Here is a 22,554-nt window from a genome sequence, read left to right on the forward strand (position 1 = left end):
GCGAACGCTCTGGCGTCGATCGGAGCAAAAGCATTCGCGCACAGGAAGCGCTTCAACAGACGCTTCAGTCGGTGTCGCGCAAGCCGGCCAGCAGTTGCACGATGGCGTCGATGTCGCGGTTGGCGCTCGGGCCGAGGTCGCCGCGATCATAGTTGTTGAGCAGGATCGCGAAGGCCAGTTGCCTGCCGCCCGCCGTGGTGACGTAGCCGGCGAGGCTGTGCACATGGGTCATGCTGCCGGTCTTGGCCTGTACCTTGTCGGTGGCCGGGCCGTCGCGCATGCGCCATTCCAGCGTGCCGTCCACGCCGGCCACCGGCAGCATGCCGCGCAGCGTCGCCGCATATGGCTGCGCGGCGAGGTATTGCAGCAGCTGCACCATCGCCGCAGGGGTCACCAGGTCGCCGCGCGACAGCCCGCTGCCTTCCTCCAGCAGTACCGACGAGGGCGGGATGCCGATGCGTTCGAGCAGCGCGTGCAGCGCGCGCAATCCCCAGGCTTCGCTGCCGAGGAAGCCGGTGGGGGCGTCGGGCCGGTTCGCCGCCGCGGCCTGCGCGCTGACGCCGTCGATCTGCAGCAGGTTCTGCAGGTACAGGTTCTGCGAGCGCTTGAGGCCTTGGGCGAGGATCTCGCTCATCGGCGGCGACAGCACTTCGGCCAGCACCTGCGCGTTCGCGCGCAGCGCATCGTCGCGTTCCGGCCAGTGCAGCACGCGCAGCGCGCCTTTCAGCCGCACGCCGTGGCGCGCCAGCGCCGCGCGCAGCTCTTCGCCGGCTTGCCGCGCGGGATCGGGAATCGCCAGCCGGTAGCTGCGCGGCGGCGTGCCGGCGGCGACGCTGCCGAACGCGTGCAGCAGCGGATCGCCCGGTGCGCGGTAGAGGTTGATGTCGTCCGGAGTGTGCGGGGGCGCGGTGGTCAGCGTGCCCGCCAGCGACGGTGCCGCCACGGCGGGCGCGAAGTCCAGCCGCGCGGGTTCGCCGGCTCGCGCCGCCGGCGTCACCGTCAGCGTCACGGTGTTCTCGTGCACGCTGAGCGCCGAAGCGGGCGCCGCGAACCAGCCCAGCAGGTCGCTGGCTTCCCACCCGCTGCCCAGCGCCGGCCCGGTGAAGTAGCTGTCGTCGGCGATCAGTTCACCGCGGATCTCGCGGATGCCGCGCGCGGCGAGCTGCGCCGCGAGATCGTCGGCCCAGTCGGGATTCGCACCGAGCGTGCCCAGGGCGGGATCGCCCATGCCGGCCAGCAGCAAAGGGCCGTCAAGCCGACCGTGGCGGATCGGTGCGGCCGAGAGCAGGCGCGTGGGAATCCGGTAGTCGGGAGCCAGAGTGGCCAGGCTCAACGCCGCGGTGAACAGCTTCGCGGTGGAGGCGGGTTGGAACAGCTTGCCGGCCTGGTGCGCATACAACGTACGGCCACTGTCCAGCGCCACCACGGCGATACCCCAGTCGGCGGCGGCATAGCGTGGTTGGCGGACGATCGCGTCGATGCGCGCAGCCAGCGTGGCCGGGGCCTGCACGGTCGCGGGCGCCTGGATGGGAGGTTGGGCCGCCGCGGGCAGCGCGAGAGGAATCAGCAGTGCGGCAATCCAGAGGGCGGCTTTCATTCGCCGAGTATCGCGCAGCGGCCACGCCATCAGCCCGGCGCCGCGGCGGCGATCCAGGCCTGGCGGCGCTGCAGGCGCAATGCGATCCATCCCAGGCTCAGCCCGCGCGTCACCATGAAGACGAGGAAAGCGAACCACAGCCCGTCGTTGCCCCAGCCGCGGCAGGCCCAAGCCAGCACGGCGAACAGCAGGCCCGCGAGCAGCATGCCGTCGCGCATCTCGCGGGCGCGGGTGGCGCCCACGAACAGGCCGTCCAGCAGGTAGCTCCACACCCCTGCCAGCGGCAGCACGGCCAGCCAGGGCAGGGCGTGATAGGCCACGGTGCGCACCGCGGGCAGGCTGGTTTGTGCATCGATGAACAGGTGGCCGCCCAGCGCGAACAGCACGGCGAAGCCGAGGCTGCCCAGCAGTGCCCAGCCGCCGGCCACCACCAGTGCGCGGCGCAGGCCGGGTGCGTCGCGGGCGCCGATCGCGTGGCCGCACAGCGCTTCGATCGCGTTGGCCAGGCCGTCGAGGCCGAAGGCGGCGAGCAGCAGCCCGTTCATCAGCAGGGCATTCGCGGCCACCACCGCGTCGCCCAGTCGCGTGCCGAGCAGCGAAATCGAGAAGAACACCGCCTCCAGCACCAGCGTGCGCAGGAAGATGTCGCGGTTCACCGCCAGCAGCGGGCGCCAGTGCGGCCAGCTGCGCATCGCGGCCCAGTCCACCCGTCCGATCACGGCACGCAACGCCTGCCGTGCCCGTGCCAGGCCGAACAGCGTGCCGCACCACTCGCCGGCGACCGAGGCCAGCGCGATGCCGGGCACGCCCAGCTTGAAGCCCAGCACGAACAGCAGGTTCAGCGCGATGTTCGCCAGGTTGGTGACCAGCAGCAGCGCCAGCGTGGTGCGCGTGTCGTGCTTGCCGATGAACCAGCCGGCCAGAGCGTAGTTCAGCAGCGCGGCCGGCAGTCCGAACAGGCGCAGGTGCAGGTAGTCCAGCCCCAGCGTGCCCAGCGCGGCGGAGGGGTGCATCTGGCCGATCAGCCAGGGCAGCAACGGCCACATCAGCGCGCCGACCAGCAGCCCCGCGATGGCCGCCAGCAGCAGCGCCTGCGCCAGGATCGTGCGCAGCGCGGAGCCGTCATCGGCACCATGGGCCTGCGCGGCGAAGCCGGTGGTGCCCATGCGCAGGAAGCCCAGGCTCCACACCGGCAGCGCATACACCGCACTGCCCACCGCCACCGCTGCCAGGTCGCTGGCGTGCGGCAGGTGGCCCGCCACCGTGCTGTCCACCAGCGCCACCAGCGGCACGCTGAGGTTGGACAGGATCATCGGCGTCGCCAGCGCCCACACGCGGCGATGCGTGGGACGATGGCGCCAGTCGGCCAGGAGCGGCGACACGGTTGGCGGCATGATTGGAGGCCTGCGGGGGACGCCGCATTCTGGCACGGGAACCGGGCGCCGCCGGGAGCGCCCGGGGGCGATCTGCTACGCTTGTTCGTTCCTGCCGGTGCGATGCCGGTGCTCTTCCCGTTACCGGAACCCGTCATGCAGATTGCCGCCAACGCCGCCGTTGCCTTCCACTACACGCTCACCGACGACGACGGCCAGGTCGTCGACAGCTCCGCCGGCCGCGAGCCATTGACCTACCTGCACGGCCAGGGCCACATCGTGCCGGGCCTGGAGAAGCAGATGGAAGGCCGCCGGGTCGGCGACAAGTTCGACGCCCATGTGGCGCCGGAGGAAGGCTACGGCGTGCATCACGAGGAACTGGTGCAGGAAGTACCGCGCGAGGCCTTCCAGGGCGTGGCGGACATCCAGCCCGGCATGCAGTTCCAGGGCAACGGCCCGCAGGGCGTGATCAACGTCACCGTGACCCGGGTCGAGGACGACAAGGTGCACATCGATGGCAACCATCCGTTGGCCGGCAAGACCCTGCACTTCGCCATCGAAGTGGCCGAAGTGCGCGAAGCCACCGAGGAAGAGCTGGCGCACGGGCACGTGCATGGCGCGGGCGGACACCACCACTGATCGCGCTGTCTCGATTCGCGATTTCGCGACACCATGAAGGCCCGGCATGAACTGCCGGGCCTTCGTCGTCAGAGCGGCTTGCGGTACACCACGAAGCCCGACTTCTCCGCCACCTGGTCGTAGAGCCGCATCGCGGTGGCGTTGGTTTCATGGGTTTGCCAGTACACGCGGGGCACCCTGGCTGCCCGAGCGATTTCGTAGACGCGCTCGATCAGCGCACGGCCCACGCCGTGGCCGCGTGCGGCCGGCGTGGTGAACAGATCCTGCAGGTAGCAGCTCGGCTCGAGCCGGATCGTGCTGCGATGAAACAGGTAGTGCGCCAGGCCCAGCAACGAGCCGTCGCGTTCGGCGACCAGGGAGTGCACCGGTTCGGCCGGATCGTGGAAGCGCGCCCACGTCGTGCGGGTGATTTCCTCCGGCAGGGCGGTGGGGCCGCTGCGGCCGTAGAACGCGTTGTAGCCGTCCCACAGCGGTTTCCACGCGGCGTAGTCGGCGGTCGTCGCTGGACGGATCAGGATCGTGTCGCTCACGGCGGTGCTCGCATGCATGGGTGGGGATGGCCGGCCTGCTCAGTACCAGTCGAGCAGCGACACGCCCAGCCCCAGGTAGGTGGCGTTGTGGTTGTAGTCGATCAGGCTTTCGCCGTAACCCTTGAACAGTTCCATGTAGCCGCGCAGGTTGCCGGCGATGGGGAAGCTCCAGGTGAAGCGCGCGGCACCGTGGCTCTGGCTACCGCCACGCAACGAATGGCGCAGCATCATGCCGAATTCCTGGCCGTGCCATTCGTGCACGATCTGCATGTCGGCGCGGCCGATGTAGTCGCTGATGTCGGGGTTGTCGTCGTCGCGGCGTGCCTCGGGGATGCGCCACCACGGGCGGAACATCACGGTCCAGCCGTCGCGTTCGAAACCGAAGTCGGCGATCACCCGGTTCCAGCTGCGCGACAGCGGATTGCCGCGGCCGTTGGACTGGTGGTCCACGCCGATGCCGAGCAGGCGACCATCCCAGCCCAGCACGCGGTAATGCGTGTCGAACACCAGCAGCGCCTCGGGCTCGTAGTTCGTCTCGCGGAACGGGCGCGAGGCCTGCGCGTTGTAGACCTGCCAGCGCGAGCTCTGCGTGTAGCCCAGCCACAGGTCGCCGGCATCGCCGAACACGCCTTGCCAGATCTTCGTCTTCAGGCTGAGCTGGAACTTGCCCTCGACGTTCTGCATCTGCTGCGGCGTGCGCACGGTGTTGTCGGGATTCGGGCTGTGCGGCTCGCGGTTCTGGTTGCTGGTGGCGAACAGCGGCATCGCGTACACCGGCCTGTAGCCGCGCAGGTTGAAGGTGCCGAGCTTGCTCTCCGGCGACAGCTCCCAGCGGCTGTCCAGCAGCGACAGCGGCGCGGCCACCTGCGGCTCGGCCGCGGCGACGACGCCGGTCTGGCGGTCGTGCGCGAACATGCCTTCGTTCGTCGTGGCGGGCTGCTCGTTGCGCTTCTGCGCGGCCGGCAACTGGTCGCGCCCGGTGGCGCGGTCGTAGCAGGCCAGTCGTTGTGCGTCGCTCTCGATCGCGGTGCAGGCGCGGATGTCCATCGGGTCGGGATTCTGCGCACGGCAGATGCCGGCGACGAGACAGCCGACCAGCAGCAGGATGCGGCGACAAGGCATGGGGACTCCGGCGCATGCGGGCGTGGAATGACCGGAGTCTAGTCGATCGAGCAGTTCGCCTTTCCGTCGATCGTCGCATCCGTTGAGAAGTGCGGCCATGGATGGCCGCTTCTGAGAGCCTGTTCAAAGTCTCTGCGTGGCCCGCGCCGGGAGCTGTTTGCGCGCAGGCCAAGGAAGAGTGAAGGAGTGGACGTCCGTCCACGACTGAGCGATGACGCAGGCACGTGGGCAAACAGACCCGGCCCTTCGGGTTGCCTTGCCATGGCCGCCATGCGGCAGCGCGTGGATTGACCTGCCAGCCAGGCAGGCACTGCACCACGCACTACCACCTGACGACCATGGCAAGGCAACGCGAGCTACGCGGAGACTTTGAACAGGCTCTGACGCCAAGGCAGAGCGATCGGCTCGTCTTTCCGTCCACCGTCGTATTGCCGCGATCATGGAAGATCGCATCGGTAAAGCCAAAAAAACGGCCACGTCGTCGACGTGGCCGTTTGCTTCCTTGCCTGGTGCTTTACTGGATCTGCTTCACCCACGCCTCGTACTGCGTCTTGCTGACGCGCTTGCCGTCGTGGCTGGCGTTGAGGAAGTCGTTCGCCAGCGGCGGATAGGCGGCGGCCTGTTCCTCGGTGATCCACTTGCTGTTGCCGGCGAGCTGGCTGAACGGCGGCGGCGTGGCGATCTGCGGCGCGGCAGGCGGCACGCTGCGCACGGTCACGTCGGGTGGCGGCGTCTGCGCAGGGGCCGGCGCGGGCTGCATGGTGTCCTGCGACGGCGGAGCCTGCGTCGCTGGAGCCGGCGCCGACTGCATGCTGTTCTGTGAGGGCGGTGGCGCCTGGCCGGTACTGTCCTGGGCGAAGGAGGCGCCAGCGAAGATCAGGGCGCCGGTGACGAGGGCGGGCAACAACACATTGCGTGCTTTCATGATGATTACTCCATGCCAGAATGTCTGAGGGAGTGCGAGCCTCGCGGGCGATGAAGGGCATCCGCGTTCCGCGAGGCCTGTGATGGACGCTAGCAGAGGCTGCATAAATGTCGCCGCAACATTCTTGTCGAGCCGGTGTGAAAACGACGTGCCGTTGAACGCAGCTTCAGCGAACACTGCAGCATTGAGCCTGCCGCAGGCGCGCGCGCTGCAGCTGCATGCGCAAGGCCTGCTGAAGGCGCCACGGCGCAGGTCGCGCCGCATCGACGTGGTGGCGGCGATCGAGCGCATGCGCCTGCTGCAGATCGATTCCATCCACGTGGTCGCGCGCAGCCCCTACCTGGTGCTGCATGCGCGCCTCGGCGATTACCCGATGGCGTGGCTGGACGAGGCGCTGGCCGATGGCCGCATCGCCGAGTGCTGGGCGCACGAGGCCTGTTTCGTCGCCGCGCGCGATCTCGCTGTGCATCGCGCCTGGCGCGAGCGCGGCAGCCACTGGGCGCAGCGCCACGCCGAGCGCATGCATCGCGAGCATCGTCCCGCGATGGACGCGCTGCTCGCGCGCATCCGCGACAGCGGCCCGGTGCTGGCCGCGGATTTTCCGCGCGAGGATCGCGGCGTCTCCGGCTGGTGGGAGTGGAAGCCGGAGAAGCGCTGGCTGGAGGCCTGGTTCGCGCTGGGCGATCTGATGGTGCCGCGACGCGAGCGCTTCCAGCGCGTGTACGACCTCGCCGAGCGGGTGCTGGCGCGGCTCGATCCGCCGTTCGCGCCCAGCCTGCTGGATTCGGCGCAATTGCGTCGGCACTTCATCCTCGACGGCGTGCGTGCGCTGGGCATCGCGCAGGCGCGCTGGATCGCCGACTACTTCCGTCTGAAGCCCGCGGTGGCGGCGCACGAGCTGGCGCCGCTGCTGGCCGAAGGCGAACTGCTGGAGGTGGCGGTGCGCGGCTGGGATGTGCCGGGCTACGTGCATCGCGTGCACGCCGCGGAACTGGAACGTGCGCGTGGCGGCCGCCTGCGCGCCACCCATACCACCCTGTTGTCGCCGTTCGATCCGCTGGTCTGGGATCGCGCCCGCGCATTGGCGATGTTCGATTTCGATTACCGCATCGAGTGCTACGTGCCGGCGCCGAAGCGACGCTACGGCTATTACGTACTGCCGATCCTGCATCGCGGCGCGCTGATCGGCCGGCTGGACGCGAAGGCGCACCGCGACGCGGGCGTGTTCGAGATCAAGGCGCTGTACCTGGAGGACGGTGTGGAGCCGACGCCGCGGCTGGCGAGCGAGCTGGCTGCCGCGATCGCGCGCACCGCGCGCTGGCACGGCACGCCGCGGATCCGCCTCGCGCGCTGCCGGCCGGCGGTGCTGGCGCCGGTGCTGCGGGCCGTGTGGAAAGCGGAATCCGCTTGAATCAATGCGTGCCGGGCACGGCGGCCGTCGCGCCCGGTGGATGTCCCGGCGGGCTCTGGCTCAGCTGGCTGGACAGCAGGCGGCAGCGGGCATCCAGATACGGGCGGGTCTGCGGGTCGCGGGCGGCCTGCAGCAAGCTGTCGCGCATGCTCTGGTAATGCGCCTGCAACTGGTCGGCCGGGAAGACCGCCGCGGCGCGATGGCCGGCCAGATAACCGGCCAGATAAGCATCGCAGGAAGGCACGCCGGTGATCGCGGCCGGTGCGGGCGGTGCGGTCGGGCGCGTCGGCCGGGTGGTGGCGCAGCCGGCCAGCAGCAGGCCGGTACACAGCGGGAGCAGCAGGCGGGTGCTCATGCGGGGAGTCCTCGGGAAAAAGGATGACTCGACATGATATTCGCGCTCCTCGCATCCGGGTATCCGCTGCGGTTATCATGTGCAGGCTGAGTTTGCCGGGGTCGCCAAGCACCGGTGACCCGATGCAGCCGATCCGCGATCTGCCTCATCAGTTCACCCCGGGGTTGTTTTCCTTTGCACACCAGTAAGCCGGCTGCCGCATTCGCGGCGGTCGAGTCTCCTTTCATGCAATACCCAGTGGAGTGATTCAATGTCTGATCGTCAGATCGGTACCGTCAAGTGGTTCAACGACGCCAAGGGCTTCGGCTTCATCGCCCGTGACAATGGTCCGGACGTGTTCGTGCATTTCCGCGCGATCTCCGGCAATGGCTTCAAGAGCCTGCAGGAAGGCCAGCAGGTCAGCTTCAAGGTGGTGCAGGGCCAGAAGGGCCTGCAGGCCGACGAAGTGATGCCGGCCTGAGCCAGTGCTCATGCGTCATCCGAAACCGGGCAGCGATGCCCGGTTTTTTTGTTTTGAGAAGTGCGGCCACGGATGACCGCCCGTGTGATTCTCGCGATCAGGGATGATCGCAAGGATGAACGCCATCCATGGCAGGCCCCTTGCGGGCCATCGCTGCGCGATGCCGTGTCGTTCCAGGCGATTTTGTGCCCTGCATCCATGCAGGTGCCCATTCGGGCCATTGCTCCCGGCGATTTGGTGTCCGCGGACACTTTCCGACGATGACGCTTGACATATCGCTTGCATTCGTGAAATTCCGTTATGCTTTGCCCACTGCGTCTGCTTGGCCACGTGCGTGCCCGGTATGGAACCCCTGTCGATTCCATGTCGTTACACCCGACCCCGGCATGCCCAGTAAGTCGTCGGCCCGCGGGGTCGGCTCGTCTCAAGCGTCTGGAATGGATCGGAGTGAGTCATGTCGGATCGTGAAACAGGTACCGTCAAGTGGTTCAACGACGCCAAGGGGTTCGGCTTCATCAGCCGCGAGAATGGCCCCGACGTGTTCGTGCATTTTCGTGCCATCACCGGCACGGGCTTCAAGAGCCTGCAGGAAGGCCAGAAAGTGACGTTCAAGGTGGTGCAGGGCCAGAAAGGCCTGCAGGCCGAAGAAGTCGCTCCGGCTTGATGGCGATGGCGCACGTGGAAAAGGCCGGCGCAAGCCGGCCTTTTTCTTTGCTATTGCGATCATTCCTGATCGCGAACATCAAATGGGCAGCCATCCATGGCTGCACTCTTCGATGAGCGCCATGACAACCACCTCGGAACCCACGGTGCTGCCGTTGGCGATGGCCGACGGCGCGCGTGCGGAGCTGTTGTGCGTGGCGCCGGACGGCGAGCCGCGCGCTGCGGTGTACTGGCTGCCGGCGATGGGCGTGCCGGCGAAGCACTATCTGCCGCTGGCCGCGGCACTGGCGGCACGGGGCGTGGCGGTGGCGCTGCACGAGTGGCGTGGCATCGGTTCCAGCAGCCTGCGGGCCGGCCGTCGCAGTGACTGGGGCTACCGCGAGCTGCTGGAGATCGACTTGCCTGCCGGCTTGGCCGCGATGCGGGCGCGCTGGCCGCAGGCGCGTCCGTGGCTTGGGGGCCACAGCCTGGGCGGGCAACTGGCCTGCCTGTACGCCGCGCTGCATCCCGACGAGATGACGGGTCTTGCCCTGGTGGCCAGCGGTGCGCCGTACTGGCGGTGCTTCCGCCGCGGCGCCGTGATCGGCCTGGCCTACGCGCTGGCGCCCGTGCTGGCGGCGCTGCTGGGACACCTGCCCGGCCGCCGCATCGGCTTCGGTGGCAACGAGGCGCACGGCGTCGCTGCCGACTGGGCGCGCAGCGGCCGCACCGGCCGTTACGCGGCGGCGGCCATGGACACGGACTTCGAGCAGCGCCTGGCCGAGCTGGATCGACCGGTACTGGCCCTGCGCTTGCGCGATGACTGGCTGGGCCCGGCCGCCTCGCTGGACTGGCTGCTCGGCAAGATGCCGCACGCGCTGCGCCGCCACGAACAGGTCACGCCGGACGACCTGGCCGGTCAACCGGCCGACCATTTCGGCTGGATGAAGACGCCGGCCGCGATTGCCGCGCGCATCGTCGATTGGATCGCCACGCACGACGCAGCGTTCGCGGCAACGGGTCATCCCGACCCTTGATGCGCGGGCAGGGCGCCGGCACTGTAGGGGTCTCCTTCCCCCGGCCGGCTCCCCGATGAATCTGTTCGAATCCCTCCCGCAGCGCAGCGTGACGCTGCGCAACCGCATCGTGGTCTCGCCGATGTGTCAGTACTCGGCGATCGACGGCATGCCCGATCACTGGCATCTGGTGCACCTGGGCAGCCGCGCGGTGGGCGGCGCGGCTGCGGTGATTGCCGAGGCGACCGCGGTATCGGCGCAAGGGCGCATCTCGCCGGGCGACACCGGCATCTGGAACGACGCGCAGGCCGCGGCTTGGCGGCCGATCGCCGCCTTCATCGCGGCGCAGGGCGCGGTGCCCGGCGTGCAGCTGGCGCATGCCGGCCGCAAGGCCAGCGCGCACCGGCCCTGGGACGGCGGCGGTACGCTCACCCCAGCGCAGGGCGCGTGGACCACGGTGGCGCCGTCGGCGCTGCCGTTCGATGCGGGTTGGCACAAGCCGGTGGGGCTGGACGCAGCCGGTGTCCGCCAGCTGGTCGCGGATTTCCGTACAGCCGCGCAGCGGGCGCTGGCTGCCGGTTTCCAGTTGATCGAGTTGCACGCCGCGCACGGTTATCTGCTGCACCAGTTCCTGTCGCCGCTGAGCAACCGGCGCGAAGACAACTACGGCGGCAGCTTCGAAAACCGCACGCGGCTGGTGCGCGAGGTGCTCGCCGCCGTGCGCGAGGTATGGCCGGCGGAATTGCCGCTGTGGCTGCGCATCTCGGCCACGGACTGGGCCGAGGGCGGCTGGGATATCGAGCAAAGCGTGCGGCTGGCGCGCGAGGTGAAGTCGCTGGGTGTGGACCTGGTCGACGTTTCCAGCGGCGGCCTGTTGCCGCACGTGAAGGTGCCCGTGGCGCCGGGCTACCAGGTGCCGTTCGCCGCGCAGATCCGCCGCGAAGCGGGCATCGCTACCGGCGCGGTGGGCCTCATCACCGAATCGAAGCAAGCCGCCGACATCGTGGCAAACGGCGAGGCCGACGTGGTGCTGATCGCCCGCGAAAGCCTGCGCGATCCGTACTTCCCGCGTCGGGCGGCGCAGGAACTGGGTGCGCAGTTGCCCGCGCCGGCGCAATATCAGCGGGCGTGGTGAACGGGGAGGGACGATGGACGCGCAAGCCACACTGATCGACGGCCGACTGCACGACCTCGGCGACGGCTTCACCGTGCGCCGGCTGCTGCCGGTGCTGGAGGCACGCCACGTCGGTCCGTTCGTGTTCTACGACCATATGGGCCCGGCGGATTTCGCGGCGGGCCGCGGCATGGACGTGCGGCCGCATCCGCACATCGGCCTGGCCACGGTCACCTGGTTGTTCGAGGGCACGATCCGCCACCGCGACAGCCTGGGCAGCCTCGCCGACATCCAGCCCGGGGCGGTGAACTGGATGACCGCCGGCCGCGGCATCGTGCATTCCGAACGCACGCCGCCGGAGGCGCGCGCCGCGGGCCAGCGCCTGCACGGCATCCAGGTGTGGGTGGCGCTGCCGCGCGACCATGCGGAGATCGCGCCGGAATTCCATCACCACGAGGCCGATGTGTTGCCGCGGATTCGTCAGCCGGGTGTGGAATTGGTGCTGATTGCCGGCACCGGCTGGGGCGCGGCCTCGCCGGTGAAGGTGTACGCGCCGATGGTCTTCGCCGAGGCGCGGCTGGATGCGGGCACAGAACTGGCCCTGCCGGCCGAGCACGCCGAGCTGGGCGTGCATGTGGTCGAGGGCGAACTGGCATGGGGCGAGCTGTCCGTCGCGGCGGGCGGGATGGCGGTGCAGACGGGTGCGGCGGTGCCGTCGTTGCGAGCGAAGCGTGCCAGTCGCGTGATGCTGTTCGGCGGGGCGCCGCTGGATGGCGAGCGTCACCTGTGGTGGAACTTCGTCGCCAGCAGCCGCGAACGCATCGAGCAGGCCAAGGCCGACTGGCGCGAAGGCCGCTTCGGCAAAGTGCACGGCGACGAACGGGAATTCATTCCGCTGCCGCCCGGCTGAGGAGATCGCGATGCCCGCATTCGCCAGCTTCCGCGCGTTCTATCCCTACTACCTCGGCGAGCACAGCCAGCGCTTGTGCCGGCGCTGGCATTTCATCGGCAGCACGCTGGTGCTGCTGGTTCTGCTGCTGGCGATCGCCAGCGGGCGCTGGGCGTTGCTGTGGCTGCTGCCGGTGGCCGGCTACGGCTGTGCGTGGATCGGCCACTTCGTCTACGAGAAGAACCGCCCCGCCACCTTCCGCCACCCGCTGTACAGCTTGCTGGGCGACTGGGTGATGTACGCGCAGATGCTGCGCGGGAAGGTCAGTTTCTAGAGGCGCTTTGGTCAATCCCGTTCGCGGCTGAAGCCGCTTCTGCGGCGCGGGTGCAGGAGCGGCTTCAGCCGCGATATGTGCCTCAGCGGTACTGCCGGTGGCAGCTCTGGCAGGTCTCGCCCACCGGCTTCAGCGCCGCGGCCAGTGCCGCACAGCTGGCCGGCGCGGACACGGTGGCCTGCTGCAGGCGCGTCTGCAGCTGGTTCGCATCGTCGGTGAAGCCTTTGTCGGCAATGCCGAAGGTGGGCAGGATGTCGGTAGCGGTGGACTGCAGGCGCAACAGGTGGTGCTGGATCGTCGCCGCGTCGCACTTCTGCGCCTTCATCGCCTGCTTCAGTTCGCCCATGTGGTAACCCATGGTATGCATCACCGCCTTCGGCATCGGGTTGCGCGCGGCGAGCGCATTCATCACCTGGGACGTACCGAGCACGCCGATGACCAGGCCGAGCAGGATCAGGAGTGCGGCACGCATCATGGATTCCTTGGATCAAGACGGGTTCACGAGGATAACCCGGTTCCCCGGAGCCGGGCGATAGAATGGCCGCTTTGCGCAGCGCGTGTCTTGCGCCATACCACCGGGTTTTCCGATGAGCGATGTCACCTACCCGCACGAACGTTTCGCCGGCGTCGAGCGCCTTTACGGCGCCGGCAGCGTGGCGAAGCTGGCGCAGCGCCATGTCTGCGTGGTGGGCGTGGGCGGCGTGGGTTCGTGGGCGGCCGAGGCGCTGGCCCGCAGCGGGGTGGGGCGGCTCACCCTGATCGATGCCGACGAGGTCTGCGTGTCCAACACCAACCGCCAGCTGCACGCGCTGGACGGCGAGTTCGGCAAGCCCAAGGTGGGCGTGATGGCCGCGCGCCTGCACGCGATCAACCCCGCGCTGCGGCTGGAAGCCATCGAGCGCTTCCTCACCACCAGCACGCTGGACGAGCTGCTGGATCGCGGCTACGACGCGGTGCTGGACGCCTGCGACGCGTTCCGCGTGAAGCTGGAGATGATCGCCTGGTGCCGCCGCCGCAAGCTGCCCGTCGTCACCGTGGGTTCCGCCGGCGGCCGCACCGATCCCACCCAGATCCGTGTGCGCGACCTCTCGCGCACCGAGCACGATGCGATGTTCAGCCTGATCCGCAAGAAGCTCCGTGCGGATTTCAACTTCCCGCGCAGCCCGCAGCGCTACTTCGGCGTGCCGGCGGTGTACTCGCTGCAGAACGTGCAGTACCCGCAGCCCGACGGCACGGTCTGCGGCACGCGGCCGCCCGGCGGCGATGCGCTGAACCTTGCCTGCGGCGGCGGGCTGGGCGCGGCCACGCACATCACGGGCGCGTTCGCGTTTGCGGCGGTGGGGAAGGTGCTGGAGCGGCTGCTGCAGGCGGACGACTAGGTACGCCAGTGCATCAGCAGCGTCAGCTGCCGGGAACGTCCACGGCATCGACGACACTGGCGGCCCGGATCTGGTTGCCGCCTGCCTGCTTGGCGCGGTACATGGCGTGGTCGGCGGCGCGGGCCAGCTGCTCGCCGTCCTCGCCATCGACGGGAAAGATGGCCATGCCGATGCTCGCCGACATGCGGATCGACTGCTCAGCGAGCTGGAAGACCGGGCCGAGCGCCGCGCGGATCCGCTCCGCGATGTCCACGCCATGGCCGGGCGAGGCCAGCGCATCGAGCAGCACCATGAACTCGTCGCCGCCGATGCGGCCCGCAACGTCGCGCTCGCGCAGGCAGCCGCGGAGGCGGGCGGCGACTTCGCACAGCAGCAGGTCGCCGACGGGGTGGCCGTGGCGATCGTTGACCTGCTTGAAGCCGTCCAGGTCGATGTAGAGCAGCGCCACGTGCGCTTTCCGGCTGGCGGCGCGCACCAGCGTGGCGTCCAGCTGGCGACCGAACAGGTTGCGGTTGGGCAGGTCGGTCAGGGGATCGTGCAGGGCGAGATGGTGCAGCCGCGCCTGCGCCTGCTTGCGCTCGATCGCGGTGCTCACCTGGGTGGCGACGAATTGCAGCAGTTCGCTGTCGGCGTCGCTGTAGCCGGCCTTGCCGTGATGCTCGACCACCAGTGCGCCGATCGCGCCGTCTTTCGATTGCAGCGGCACGCCGAGCCAGCGTGTGGCGCCATCCCCCGCCGCAGCGGCGAGCTGCACGGGCTGGCCGCTGCGGATCACCGCGGCGATGCGCGGGTCGGCGGCAAGCGCCTCCGGTTCGGGCACGGCCTCGTGCTCGCCGTACGCCACGCAGGGAAAGCGCAGGCGATTTTCCGTGCGGTCGTGCAGGGCGACGAGGAAGTTCGTCGCGGGCAGGATGCCGCCGATGATCCGGTGCACCTGCTCGAACAGCATGGGCAGGTCCTGTGCGGCATGTGCCGCCTCGGCGACTGCGTGCAGCGCCAGCCGCATCGATTCACCGCGCTTGAGCGCGGTGATGTCGCGGGCGACGGCGATCCTCACCCGGTCGGCTTCGGACCAGCGCGCCGACCACATGATGTGCACCACCTCGCCATCCTTACGCACGTAGCGGTTCTGGAAGTTCGATTCGGGCTTGCCGTCCATGATCGCCGCGGCGGTGCGCAGCGTCACGTCGCGGTCCTCCGGATGCACGAGCTCGATCATCCGCCGTCCGATCACCTCCTCCGGCGCATAGCCGAAGATGCGCTCGAACGCGGCACTGACGAACACGTAGCGTCCCTCGGCGTCGACGACGCAGATGGCGTCCAGCAGGAGATCCAGGATCTTGCCCAGCGGGGTGATTGCGGTCGTTTCCATCGGGTCCGGACGAGTCGCGGCGTTCGCGCCGAATCAGCACGCACGCCTTGTGCCATTGCGCGGCGGCGTTCTTGCGTCACCACCGGTTCGGCATCCATGCCCCACCAGGCCATCGCCGCGCGGGACGCGCCTCGACGCATCCCGCAGGCGCGGCGCTTACCAACCCATGTACTGCCCGCCGTTGATGGCGAGGTTGGCGCCGGTCATCCAGCCGGTTTCCTCGCCGGTGAGGAAGGCGACCGCGTGGGCGATTTCCTCCGGCTTGCCGAGGCGGCCCACCGGGATCTGCGCCTCGATCTTGGCGCGCACTTCCTCGGGCACGGCCATCACCATGTCGGTGGCCACGTAGCCGGGCGAGACGGTGTTGACGGTGATGCCGAACTTCGCGTTTTCCTGCGCCAGCGAGATGGTGAAGCCGTGCATGCCGGCCTTGGCGGCGGCGTAGTTGGCCTGGCCGTACTGGCCCTTCTGGCCGTTGATCGAACTGATCTGCACGATGCGGCCCCACTTGCGCGCGCGCATGCCTTCGATCACCGGACGGGTAACGTTGAAGCATGCGTTCAAATTGGTGTTCACCACGTCCGTCCACTGCTCGTAGCTCATCTTGTGGAAGGTGGTGTCGCGGGTGATGCCCGCGTTGTTGACGAGAATTTCCACCGGACCGCACTCGGCCTCGATCGCCCGGATCAGCGCCGTGCAGGAGGCCGGGTCGGAGACGTCGCCGGACACCATGCACACCTCGATGCCTTCGGCAGCCATCGCCTTGCGCCAGGCCTCGGCCTTGTCCGCGTTGCGGTAGTTGGTGGCGACCCGGTGCCCCTGCCGGGCGAGGTAGCGCACGATCGCGCTGCCGATGCCGCCCGTGCCACCCGTGACCAAAGCCGTGCGTTGCGTCATGTCCAGTCTCCTTGGGTTCGCTGCAGGGCGCGCGTCGCGACGGTCGGCGACCGGCGTTGGCCCATGGAGAGGTTTATAACTGCTCAGCCGGCAAAGCAACCGCTGCGTTTTGGAATTAGCGCCGGATCGAAGCGCGACAGCGCCGCGGCCAGCAGTGCAGGTGCGTCGGCGGCGTCCGGGGGCACCGGCTGGCCGAGGAGGGTCAGCGCGCGGCGCAGCGCCGGCAGGGGATGGTCCGGATCGACCGGCCACGCCTGCGCCGACTTGGAGAGCTTGTGCCCCATGCTGTCCAGCGCCAGCGGCAAGTGCAGGTAGCGCGGCGTGGGCAGGTCCAGCAGGCGCTGCAGGTGGATCTGCCGCGGCGTGGAGTCCAGCAGATCGCAGCCGCGCACTACCTCGGTGACGCCCTGGTGCGCATCGTCCACCACGCAGGCGAGCTGGTAGGAGTACAAGCCCTCGACGCGGCGTATCACGAAATCGCCCGCGGCCTCGCGCAGGTTCTGCTGCTGCGAACCCTGCACGGCGTCGTCGAAGGCGATGGCGGCGTCGGGCGCACGCAGCCGCCAGGCTGGCTCGCGCTGTGGGTCGGGCGGCGCCACGCAGCGGCCGTCACGATGCAGGCCCGCACCGGCGGCCAGTTCGCTGCGGCTGCACCAGCAGGGAAACACCGCGTCGATGGCGCGCAGCCGTGCAAACGCGGCGTCGTACGCGGCCAGGCGTTGCGACTGGTGCAGCACCGGCTCGTCGGTCACGAGGCCGAACGCGGGGAGGGCGGCGAGGATGGCGTCAGCCGAGCCGGGCACTTCGCGCGGCGGGTCGATGTCCTCCATGCGCACCAGCCAGCAGCCGCCGGCATGGCGGGCGCGCAGCCAGCTGCCGAGCGCGGCGACCAGCGAGCCGAAATGCAGCAGTCCGGTGGGCGAGGGGGCGAAGCGGCCGCGGTAGTCCATCGCGAAAGTCTGCCTGCCCGCGCGGCGCCTGGCGAGGGGCCGGCTGCTTGAAACGGAGCGCCGCCGACCCCACCCAACCTCGCACCCATATTCTTCAACGTGACTGCCAAAGAGACAGCCATGCGCCGCATCGCACTATTCCTCGGTACCAACATCGCCGTCCTGTTCCTGCTGAGCATCGTCTGCCATCTGCTCGGGGTGGATCAGATGCGGGCGGCCCAGGGCTTCGGCGGCAGCACCGGCCTGCTGATCTACGCCGCCGTATTCGGCATGGGCGGCGCCTTTATTTCGCTGGCCATGTCCAAGTGGATGGCCAAGATGTCGACCGGCGCGCGCGTGATCGAACAGCCGGAGAACGAGGCCGAGCGCTGGCTGGTGGAGACCGTACGCCACCACGCGCAGAACGCCGGCATCGGCATGCCTGAGGTGGCGATCTACGACGCGCCGGAGATGAACGCGTTCGCCACCGGCATGACGAAGAACAGCGCACTGGTGGCGGTGAGCAGCGGCCTGCTGCAGCAGATGGACCGCGAACAGGTCGCGGCCGTGCTGGGCCACGAGATCGGCCACGTCGCCAACGGCGACATGGTGACCATGACCCTGATCCAGGGCGTGCTGAACACCTTGGTGATCCTGGCCGCGCGCATCGTCGGGCGGCTGGTGGACAGCTGGATGTCCGGCGGCCGCGACGACAACCGCGGCGGCACGGGCATCGGCTACTTCGTCACCGTGATGGTGCTGCAACTGGTGTTCGGCCTGTTCGCCTCGATGATCGTGATGGCGTTCTCGCGCTGGCGCGAGTTCCACGCCGATGCCGCTGGTGCGAAACTCGCCGGCCGCGGTGCGATGATCTCCGCGCTGCAGCGGCTGAAGGGCGACCACGGCGAGAACACCTTGCCGAAGACGCTGGCCGCGTTCGGCATCTCTGGCCCGCTGGCCGAAGGCTTCCAGCGCCTGTTCATGAGCCACCCGCCGCTGGACGAGCGCATCGCCGCGCTGCAAAACAAGGTTTAATTTGTGCGCTCCTCCCTGAGCGCAAAGAACAACCCGGCGTCCATGCCGGACTTTTAGAGAAGCCACCCACATGACCGCACCCACCGAAACCCGCAAATTCGAAGCCGAAGTCGCCCAGGTGCTGCACCTGGTCACGCATTCGCTGTACTCGCACAAGGAGATCTTCCTGCGCGAGCTGATCTCCAACGCCTCCGATGCCTGCGACAAGCTGCGCTTCGAGTCGATTGCCAACCCGGCATTGTCGGCTGGCGACAGCGAGTTGCACATCGACGTGAGCTGGGATGAAACCGCCCGTACCATCACCGTGCGCGACAACGGCATCGGCATGACCCGCGACGAGGTGGTGGCGAACATCGGCACCATCGCCAGCTCCGGCACCAGGCGCTTCCTCGAGGCGATGTCCGGCGAGCAGAAGGCCGACGCGCGCCTGATCGGCCAGTTCGGCGTGGGCTTCTATTCCGCCTTCGTGGTGGCCGACAAGGTCACCGTGATCACCCGCCGCGCCGATGCGCCGGAAAGCGAAGGCGTGAAGTGGGAGAGCGACGGCAAGGGCGAGTATTCGCTGGAGCAAGTCGACCAGCCGCAGCGCGGCACCTCGGTCATCCTGCACCTGAAGGCCGACGAGGACGAGTTCCTCAAGGGCTGGCAGCTGAAGTCGCTGATTCGCAAGTATTCCGACCACGTGGCGTTCCCGATCCGCATGCCGGTGGAGAAGGATGGCAAGCCCACCGACGAGTTCGAGAGCACCAACGCCGCCTCGGCGCTGTGGACCAAGCCCAAGAGCGAAATCAGCGACGAGGACTACCAGGGTTTCTACAAGTCGCTCGGCCACGATTTCAACGACGCGCTGGCGTGGACACACAATCGGGTCGAGGGCAGCCAGAGCTTCACCACCTTGCTCTACATCCCCTCGCAGCCGCCGTTCGACCTGATGATGGGCGGCCGCGACGAGCGCAAGGGGCTGAAGCTCTACATCAAGCGCGTCTTCATCATGGACGCCGCCGAGGAACTGCTGCCGAACTACCTGCGTTTCGTGCGCGGCGTGGTCGACGCCGACGACCTGCCGCTCAACGTCAGCCGCGAGATCCTGCAGCATAACCGCCAGCTCGATCGCATCAAGGCGGCTTGCGTGAAGCGCGTGCTGGACCTGATCGAGAAGCTGGCGAAGGACGAGCCGGAGAAGTTCGCAACGTTCCTCAAGGCTTTCGGCAACACGCTGAAGGAAGGCATCAGCGAGGACGCCACGAACCGTGAGCGCATCGCCAAACTGCTGCGCTTCGCCAGCACCAAGGGTGAGGGTGCGCGGCAGAACGTCTCGCTGGACGACTACATCGGTCGCATGGCGGTGGGCCAGGAGGCGATCTGGTACGTCACCGCCGACAACTACGTCGCCGCCGCCGGCAGCCCGCAGCTGGAGGCGTTCCGCGCCAAGGGCATCGAGGTGCTGCTGATGTTCGACCGCATCGACGAGTGGATGGTGGGTTACCTCGGCGAGTACGAGGGCAAGAAGCTCAGGAACGTGGCCAAGGGCGAACTGCCGCTGGACGAGGCGGAGAAGAAGCAGCAGCAAGAAGTCGCGAAGGAGGCCGAGCCCTTGCTGAAGAAACTCAAGGACCTGCTCGGCGAGCGCGTGGGCGAGGTCAAGGTTTCCGCCCGCCTCACCGACTCGCCTTCCTGCCTTGCGCTCAGCGATCACGAGATGGCGCCGCACCTCGCGCGCCTGCTGCGCGAAGCTGGCCAGGAACTGCCCGAGAGCAAGCCCGTGCTGGAGATCAACCCGGGCCATCCGTTGCTCAAGCGCGTGGAAGCCGAAGCCGACGAAGGCAAGGCGAAGGACCTCGCCAACCTGCTGCTGGAGCAGGCCGAGATCGCCGCCGGCGCCCAGCTGGCCGACCCGGCCGCCTTCGTGCAGCGGATGAACCGGGTGCTGCTGGGAACGTAAGCCGCAGGCGTCTTGCAGTCATGGAAAAAGCCCGCCGATCCCGGCGGGCTTTTTTTGTTTCGCTCCCTCGCATTGCCGATCGAATACTTCAAGGGTCGGTATGGCTTGTCCAGCACTGATCGGACAGGTACGCCTGGCGCATGATATAAAAATATCATTGACATGCAAATGTTAGTGATATATCAATCATGGCCGTGGGTGTCCATGTGGTCTCATCGGGGAGAACGTCATGCGATTCGATCGGTTGCAGCAGAAGCGCCATTGCCTAAGCCTGGCCATAGCCGTTGCCTTGCTTGGCCCCTTTGCTGCAACGGCGCAGCCATCTCCCCTGGATGGCGGCGATCCCGCGACAGGGACTGCCGTGAGCGGCGGATTGGCACAGAGCCAAGTGCCCGTGATCGACACCAAGGCGAAACGTGGCCAGCATGCGCAGCCCGCATCCAGCAGCACGGCGCCCATCGATCTGGGAACAGTGGTGGTCACCGCGAACAAGCGCAGCGAGCTGCTGCAGAGCGTGCCGATGGCCGTGTCGGCGGTTTCCGGCGATGACCTTCGCCGCGAAGGCGCCAACAGCTTCGCCGACTACGCGACCCAGATACCCGGGCTCAACCTCGTCTCCACCGCGTCGGGGCAAACCCAGCTGGTGTTGCGCGGCATCACTTCGGGCAGCGGGCAGGCCAATTCAAGCGTAAGCACCTATATCGACGATGCGCCGTACGGCTCCAGCACGGTGTATGCCCTCGGCGGCCTGCTGACCCCGGACCTCGATCCGGCCGATATCGAGCGCATCGAGGTGCTGCGCGGTCCGCAGGGCACGCTGTACGGCGCGAACTCGCTGGGCGGGCTGGTGAAGTTCGTCACCGCACCGCCGGACGCCACTCGCGCCTACGGTCGCGCCACGGTCGGCTACAGCAGTGTGAGCGGGGGCGGCACCGGCTTCACCGAGCGCGCCATGTTCAATGTCCCCCTGATCCAGGACAAGCTGGCGCTGCGGGTGAATGCCTATCACCGCGACGACCCCGGCTACATCGACAACGTGGCTACCGGCAAATCCGAGGTCAACGAAGCCAAGGTCGACGGCGGCCGCGCGCAGGTATTGTGGACGCCTGCCGACAAGGTATCGGTGCGCTTCTCGGCGCTGGCACAGAACCTCAGTGGCGACGGCCTGGCCAATGCGGGCGTGGAAGTGGACCCGGCCACGCTCCAGCCCGTCTATGGCTATCAGAAGCAGAGCCGCGCCGCGGGCACCGGCCTGTTCAAGGTCAAGTATCGCCTCTATGACCTCGCGATCAACGCGGATCTCGGCTGGGCCACGCTGGTGTCGTCGAGCAGTTACGGCACGCAGAAAGTCAATCAGGATCAGGACGTCACCGCCGCATATGGTCCGCTGCTCAATCCCGCCTTCGGTCTGGCCAATGGCGGGTATTCGATCAGCGACCCGGTCACCCTCGGGAAGTTCACTCAGGAGTTGCGACTGGAATCGCCAGCGGAGCAGACGCTGGCGTGGCGCGCGGGCGTGTTCTACACGCGCGAAAACACCACGAATCACCAAACCATCAATGTCTTCGATGCGACCACCGGGGCACCGATCGACCTGCCCAGCCTGGCCGAGATTTCCATCGGTCCCGGCATCTTCAAGGAGTGGGCCGGCTACGCCGATGTGACCTGGCACGCCACCTCGCAGCTGAGCGTGCTGGTGGGCGCGCGCTATACCCACGACAGCACCTCGTACACGCAGACGGGCAGCGGCCTGTTGACGGGGGACAGCCAGTTCACCAGCCGCAGCACGGATACGCCAACCACCTTCTTGCTCAACCCCAGTTTCAAGTTCACCGACAACCTGATGGCCTATGCGCGCGTGGCGTCGGGGTTTCGCCCCGGCGGCGCCAACGTAGGCGTGCCGCCCGGCCTGGGCGCCCCGGCGAGCTTCAAGCCGGACAAGCTGACCAGCTATGAACTCGGGTTCAAATCCACCTTGCTGGATCGGCGCATGGTCTTCGACGCCGATGTGTTCTACATCGACTGGAACCAGATCCAGCTTGCGTCCACGGCCGGCGGCTTCAGCTTCCTCGGCAACGGCGGCAAGGCGAAGAGCCAGGGCGTGGAGGCCAGCTGGAAATACGAGCCCGCGCGTGGCTTGGTGCTGTCGGCGAACGCCAGCTGGACCGACGCGAAACTGACGGCGGATACGCCGGCAGGCCTGTACGGCTACAACGGCGATCGCCTGCCGTGGGTGCCGAAGTGGAATGCCAACGCGGGCGTGGACTACGACTTCCCGCTGGGCAACGGCTGGTCGGGTTTTGTCGGTGGAAGCTATCGGTATGTCGGCGCGCGCATGACGGATTTCCTGTCTGCGCCGGGGCCGCGCTTTTCGGTGCCGGCCTATCACGGCATCGATCTGCACGCCGGGACCTATGTCGGCGACTGGACGATCCGGGCTTACGTCAAGAACGTGACCAACGCGCATGGCATCACCGCGCTGTCTTCGGAAACCACCGACCCGCGGGGCGCTCCGTTCGCCGCGTCCTATGTGCCGCCGCGCGCCTTCGGCGTGACGGTCGGCCTGGACTTCTGAACATGACTCATCGGAGTA

22 protein-coding genes are annotated in these 22,554 nt (G+C 68.1%); 12 read left to right on the forward strand and 10 right to left on the reverse strand.

The features are described from left to right. Window positions 1–64: 64 nt before the first annotated feature. Together dacB and B0E52_RS05915 are read right to left on the reverse strand one after the other, a co-directional pair. Window positions 65–1,597, reverse strand: a complete 1,533-nt coding sequence (gene dacB / locus B0E52_RS05910) for a D-alanyl-D-alanine carboxypeptidase/D-alanyl-D-alanine-endopeptidase (RefSeq protein ID WP_139351600.1) — start codon at window positions 1,595–1,597, stop codon at window positions 65–67. 29 nt (window positions 1,598–1,626) lie between these two features. After that, window positions 1,627–2,979 carry an MATE family efflux transporter gene (locus B0E52_RS05915; RefSeq protein ID WP_077482696.1) on the reverse strand — a complete coding sequence of 451 codons (1,353 nt, stop codon included), beginning with the start codon at window positions 2,977–2,979 and terminating at the stop codon, window positions 1,627–1,629. A 147-nt stretch (window positions 2,980–3,126) separates the two neighbouring features. Between B0E52_RS05915 and B0E52_RS05920 the strand changes: the two genes are divergently transcribed. After that, window positions 3,127–3,609, forward strand: a complete 483-nt coding sequence (locus B0E52_RS05920) for a peptidylprolyl isomerase (protein ID WP_077482558.1) — start codon at window positions 3,127–3,129, stop codon at window positions 3,607–3,609. 68 nt (window positions 3,610–3,677) lie between these two features. Here the strand turns inward: B0E52_RS05920 and B0E52_RS05925 are convergent, their stop codons facing one another. From B0E52_RS05925 to B0E52_RS05935, 3 genes are all read right to left on the reverse strand, one after another. Next, window positions 3,678–4,139: a GNAT family N-acetyltransferase gene (locus tag B0E52_RS05925; protein ID WP_077482698.1), complete on the reverse strand. Its 462-nt coding sequence runs from the start codon at window positions 4,137–4,139 to the stop codon at window positions 3,678–3,680. Window positions 4,140–4,178: 39 nt separating this feature from the next. Continuing rightward, window positions 4,179–5,261, reverse strand: coding sequence for a phospholipase A (locus tag B0E52_RS05930; RefSeq protein WP_077482560.1), 1,083 nt, complete (start codon window positions 5,259–5,261; stop codon window positions 4,179–4,181). Between the two features lie 514 nt (window positions 5,262–5,775). Further along, window positions 5,776–6,186 carry a hypothetical protein gene (locus B0E52_RS05935; RefSeq protein WP_077482562.1) on the reverse strand — a complete coding sequence of 137 codons (411 nt, stop codon included), beginning with the start codon at window positions 6,184–6,186 and terminating at the stop codon, window positions 5,776–5,778. 154 nt (window positions 6,187–6,340) lie between these two features. Here B0E52_RS05935 and B0E52_RS05940 point away from each other — a divergent pair, with 154 nt between their 5' ends. After that, window positions 6,341–7,597, forward strand: a complete 1,257-nt coding sequence (locus tag B0E52_RS05940) for a crosslink repair DNA glycosylase YcaQ family protein (RefSeq protein WP_254426721.1) — start codon at window positions 6,341–6,343, stop codon at window positions 7,595–7,597. 1 nt (window position 7,598) lies between these two features. Here B0E52_RS05940 and B0E52_RS05945 read toward each other — a convergent pair whose 3' ends face one another. Further along, entirely contained in the window at window positions 7,599–7,952 is a 354-nt protein-coding gene (locus B0E52_RS05945) for a hypothetical protein (protein ID WP_077482566.1), read from the reverse strand. A 250-nt stretch (window positions 7,953–8,202) separates the two neighbouring features. Here B0E52_RS05945 and B0E52_RS05950 point away from each other — a divergent pair, with 250 nt between their 5' ends. The 6 genes from B0E52_RS05950 (at window position 8,203) to B0E52_RS05975 (ending at window position 12,407) form a co-directional block, all read left to right on the forward strand. Further along, window positions 8,203–8,412, forward strand: a complete 210-nt coding sequence (locus tag B0E52_RS05950; protein ID WP_077482568.1) for a cold-shock protein — start codon at window positions 8,203–8,205, stop codon at window positions 8,410–8,412. A 454-nt stretch (window positions 8,413–8,866) separates the two neighbouring features. Continuing rightward, window positions 8,867–9,076 carry a cold-shock protein gene (locus B0E52_RS05955; RefSeq protein ID WP_077482570.1) on the forward strand — a complete coding sequence of 70 codons (210 nt, stop codon included), beginning with the start codon at window positions 8,867–8,869 and terminating at the stop codon, window positions 9,074–9,076. 121 nt (window positions 9,077–9,197) lie between these two features. Further along, a complete protein-coding gene (locus B0E52_RS05960; RefSeq protein ID WP_254426722.1) occupies window positions 9,198–10,091 on the forward strand; it encodes an alpha/beta fold hydrolase in 894 nt (297 codons plus the stop codon). Window positions 10,092–10,146: 55 nt separating this feature from the next. Further along, window positions 10,147–11,205, forward strand: a complete 1,059-nt coding sequence (locus tag B0E52_RS05965; RefSeq protein ID WP_077482571.1) for an NADH:flavin oxidoreductase/NADH oxidase — start codon at window positions 10,147–10,149, stop codon at window positions 11,203–11,205. A gap of 13 nt (window positions 11,206–11,218) precedes the next feature. Further along, window positions 11,219–12,094 (forward strand): pirin family protein, encoded by an 876-nt coding sequence (locus B0E52_RS05970; protein WP_077482573.1) that lies wholly within the window; start codon window positions 11,219–11,221, stop codon window positions 12,092–12,094. Between the two features lie 10 nt (window positions 12,095–12,104). Then, window positions 12,105–12,407, forward strand: coding sequence for a DUF962 domain-containing protein (locus tag B0E52_RS05975; RefSeq protein ID WP_077482575.1), 303 nt, complete (start codon window positions 12,105–12,107; stop codon window positions 12,405–12,407). 82 nt (window positions 12,408–12,489) lie between these two features. Here the strand turns inward: B0E52_RS05975 and B0E52_RS05980 are convergent, their stop codons facing one another. Next, entirely contained in the window at window positions 12,490–12,879 is a 390-nt protein-coding gene (locus B0E52_RS05980) for a cytochrome c (protein ID WP_077482701.1), read from the reverse strand. 115 nt (window positions 12,880–12,994) lie between these two features. Here B0E52_RS05980 and B0E52_RS05985 point away from each other — a divergent pair, with 115 nt between their 5' ends. Then, the gene (locus B0E52_RS05985; RefSeq protein ID WP_077482577.1) at window positions 12,995–13,786 is read left to right on the forward strand and encodes a tRNA threonylcarbamoyladenosine dehydratase; all 792 of its coding nucleotides are present in this window, start codon (window positions 12,995–12,997) and stop codon (window positions 13,784–13,786) included. 22 nt (window positions 13,787–13,808) lie between these two features. On the opposite strand, the gene B0E52_RS05990 is transcribed toward B0E52_RS05985, so the two are convergent. The 3 genes from B0E52_RS05990 to gluQRS form a co-directional block, all read right to left on the reverse strand. Then, window positions 13,809–15,158: a diguanylate cyclase gene (locus B0E52_RS05990; protein WP_077482578.1), complete on the reverse strand. Its 1,350-nt coding sequence runs from the start codon at window positions 15,156–15,158 to the stop codon at window positions 13,809–13,811. Between the two features lie 156 nt (window positions 15,159–15,314). Next, complete coding sequence (locus B0E52_RS05995; protein ID WP_077482580.1) at window positions 15,315–16,055, reverse strand: beta-ketoacyl-ACP reductase; 741 nt, start codon at window positions 16,053–16,055, stop codon at window positions 15,315–15,317. 83 nt (window positions 16,056–16,138) lie between these two features. Continuing rightward, the gene (gene gluQRS, locus B0E52_RS06000) at window positions 16,139–17,005 is read right to left on the reverse strand and encodes a tRNA glutamyl-Q(34) synthetase GluQRS (RefSeq protein ID WP_077482582.1); all 867 of its coding nucleotides are present in this window, start codon (window positions 17,003–17,005) and stop codon (window positions 16,139–16,141) included. 120 nt (window positions 17,006–17,125) lie between these two features. On the opposite strand from gluQRS, the gene htpX reads away from it, so the two are divergent. From htpX to B0E52_RS06015, 3 genes are all read left to right on the forward strand, one after another. Then, window positions 17,126–18,019, forward strand: coding sequence for a protease HtpX (gene htpX / locus B0E52_RS06005; RefSeq protein WP_077482584.1), 894 nt, complete (start codon window positions 17,126–17,128; stop codon window positions 18,017–18,019). Between the two features lie 70 nt (window positions 18,020–18,089). Continuing rightward, on the forward strand, window positions 18,090–19,961 hold the full coding sequence (gene htpG / locus B0E52_RS06010) for a molecular chaperone HtpG (RefSeq protein ID WP_077482586.1): 1,872 nt from the start codon (window positions 18,090–18,092) through the stop codon (window positions 19,959–19,961). 394 nt (window positions 19,962–20,355) lie between these two features. Continuing rightward, window positions 20,356–22,536: a TonB-dependent receptor gene (locus B0E52_RS06015; RefSeq protein WP_254426723.1), complete on the forward strand. Its 2,181-nt coding sequence runs from the start codon at window positions 20,356–20,358 to the stop codon at window positions 22,534–22,536. The last annotated feature ends 18 nt before the right edge of the window (window positions 22,537–22,554 follow it).

Origin of the sequence: Rhodanobacter sp. C06, from assembly GCF_002001105.1 — a bacterium.
In the GTDB taxonomy this organism is placed as follows: domain Bacteria; phylum Pseudomonadota; class Gammaproteobacteria; order Xanthomonadales; family Rhodanobacteraceae; genus Rhodanobacter_A.

Excerpts from the sequence above, each read along its gene's own strand:
- dacB (WP_139351600.1), bottom strand. The coding sequence starts at position 1,597 with ATGAAAGCCGCCCTCTGGATTGCCGCACTGCTGATTCCTCTCGCGCTG.
- B0E52_RS05920 (WP_077482558.1), top strand. The coding sequence starts at position 3,127 with ATGCAGATTGCCGCCAACGCCGCCGTTGCCTTCCACTACACGCTCACC.
- B0E52_RS05930 (WP_077482560.1), bottom strand. The coding sequence starts at position 5,261 with ATGCCTTGTCGCCGCATCCTGCTGCTGGTCGGCTGTCTCGTCGCCGGC.
- B0E52_RS05935 (WP_077482562.1), bottom strand. The coding sequence starts at position 6,186 with ATGAAAGCACGCAATGTGTTGTTGCCCGCCCTCGTCACCGGCGCCCTG.
- B0E52_RS05945 (WP_077482566.1), bottom strand. The coding sequence starts at position 7,952 with ATGAGCACCCGCCTGCTGCTCCCGCTGTGTACCGGCCTGCTGCTGGCC.
- B0E52_RS05950 (WP_077482568.1), top strand. The coding sequence starts at position 8,203 with ATGTCTGATCGTCAGATCGGTACCGTCAAGTGGTTCAACGACGCCAAG.
- B0E52_RS05955 (WP_077482570.1), top strand. The coding sequence starts at position 8,867 with ATGTCGGATCGTGAAACAGGTACCGTCAAGTGGTTCAACGACGCCAAG.
- B0E52_RS05960 (WP_254426722.1), top strand. The coding sequence starts at position 9,198 with ATGACAACCACCTCGGAACCCACGGTGCTGCCGTTGGCGATGGCCGAC.
- B0E52_RS05965 (WP_077482571.1), top strand. The coding sequence starts at position 10,147 with ATGAATCTGTTCGAATCCCTCCCGCAGCGCAGCGTGACGCTGCGCAAC.
- B0E52_RS05970 (WP_077482573.1), top strand. The coding sequence starts at position 11,219 with ATGGACGCGCAAGCCACACTGATCGACGGCCGACTGCACGACCTCGGC.
- B0E52_RS05975 (WP_077482575.1), top strand. The coding sequence starts at position 12,105 with ATGCCCGCATTCGCCAGCTTCCGCGCGTTCTATCCCTACTACCTCGGC.
- B0E52_RS05980 (WP_077482701.1), bottom strand. The coding sequence starts at position 12,879 with ATGCGTGCCGCACTCCTGATCCTGCTCGGCCTGGTCATCGGCGTGCTC.
- B0E52_RS05985 (WP_077482577.1), top strand. The coding sequence starts at position 12,995 with ATGAGCGATGTCACCTACCCGCACGAACGTTTCGCCGGCGTCGAGCGC.
- B0E52_RS05990 (WP_077482578.1), bottom strand. The coding sequence starts at position 15,158 with ATGGAAACGACCGCAATCACCCCGCTGGGCAAGATCCTGGATCTCCTG.
- B0E52_RS05995 (WP_077482580.1), bottom strand. The coding sequence starts at position 16,055 with ATGACGCAACGCACGGCTTTGGTCACGGGTGGCACGGGCGGCATCGGC.
- gluQRS (WP_077482582.1), bottom strand. The coding sequence starts at position 17,005 with ATGGACTACCGCGGCCGCTTCGCCCCCTCGCCCACCGGACTGCTGCAT.
- htpX (WP_077482584.1), top strand. The coding sequence starts at position 17,126 with ATGCGCCGCATCGCACTATTCCTCGGTACCAACATCGCCGTCCTGTTC.
- htpG (WP_077482586.1), top strand. The coding sequence starts at position 18,090 with ATGACCGCACCCACCGAAACCCGCAAATTCGAAGCCGAAGTCGCCCAG.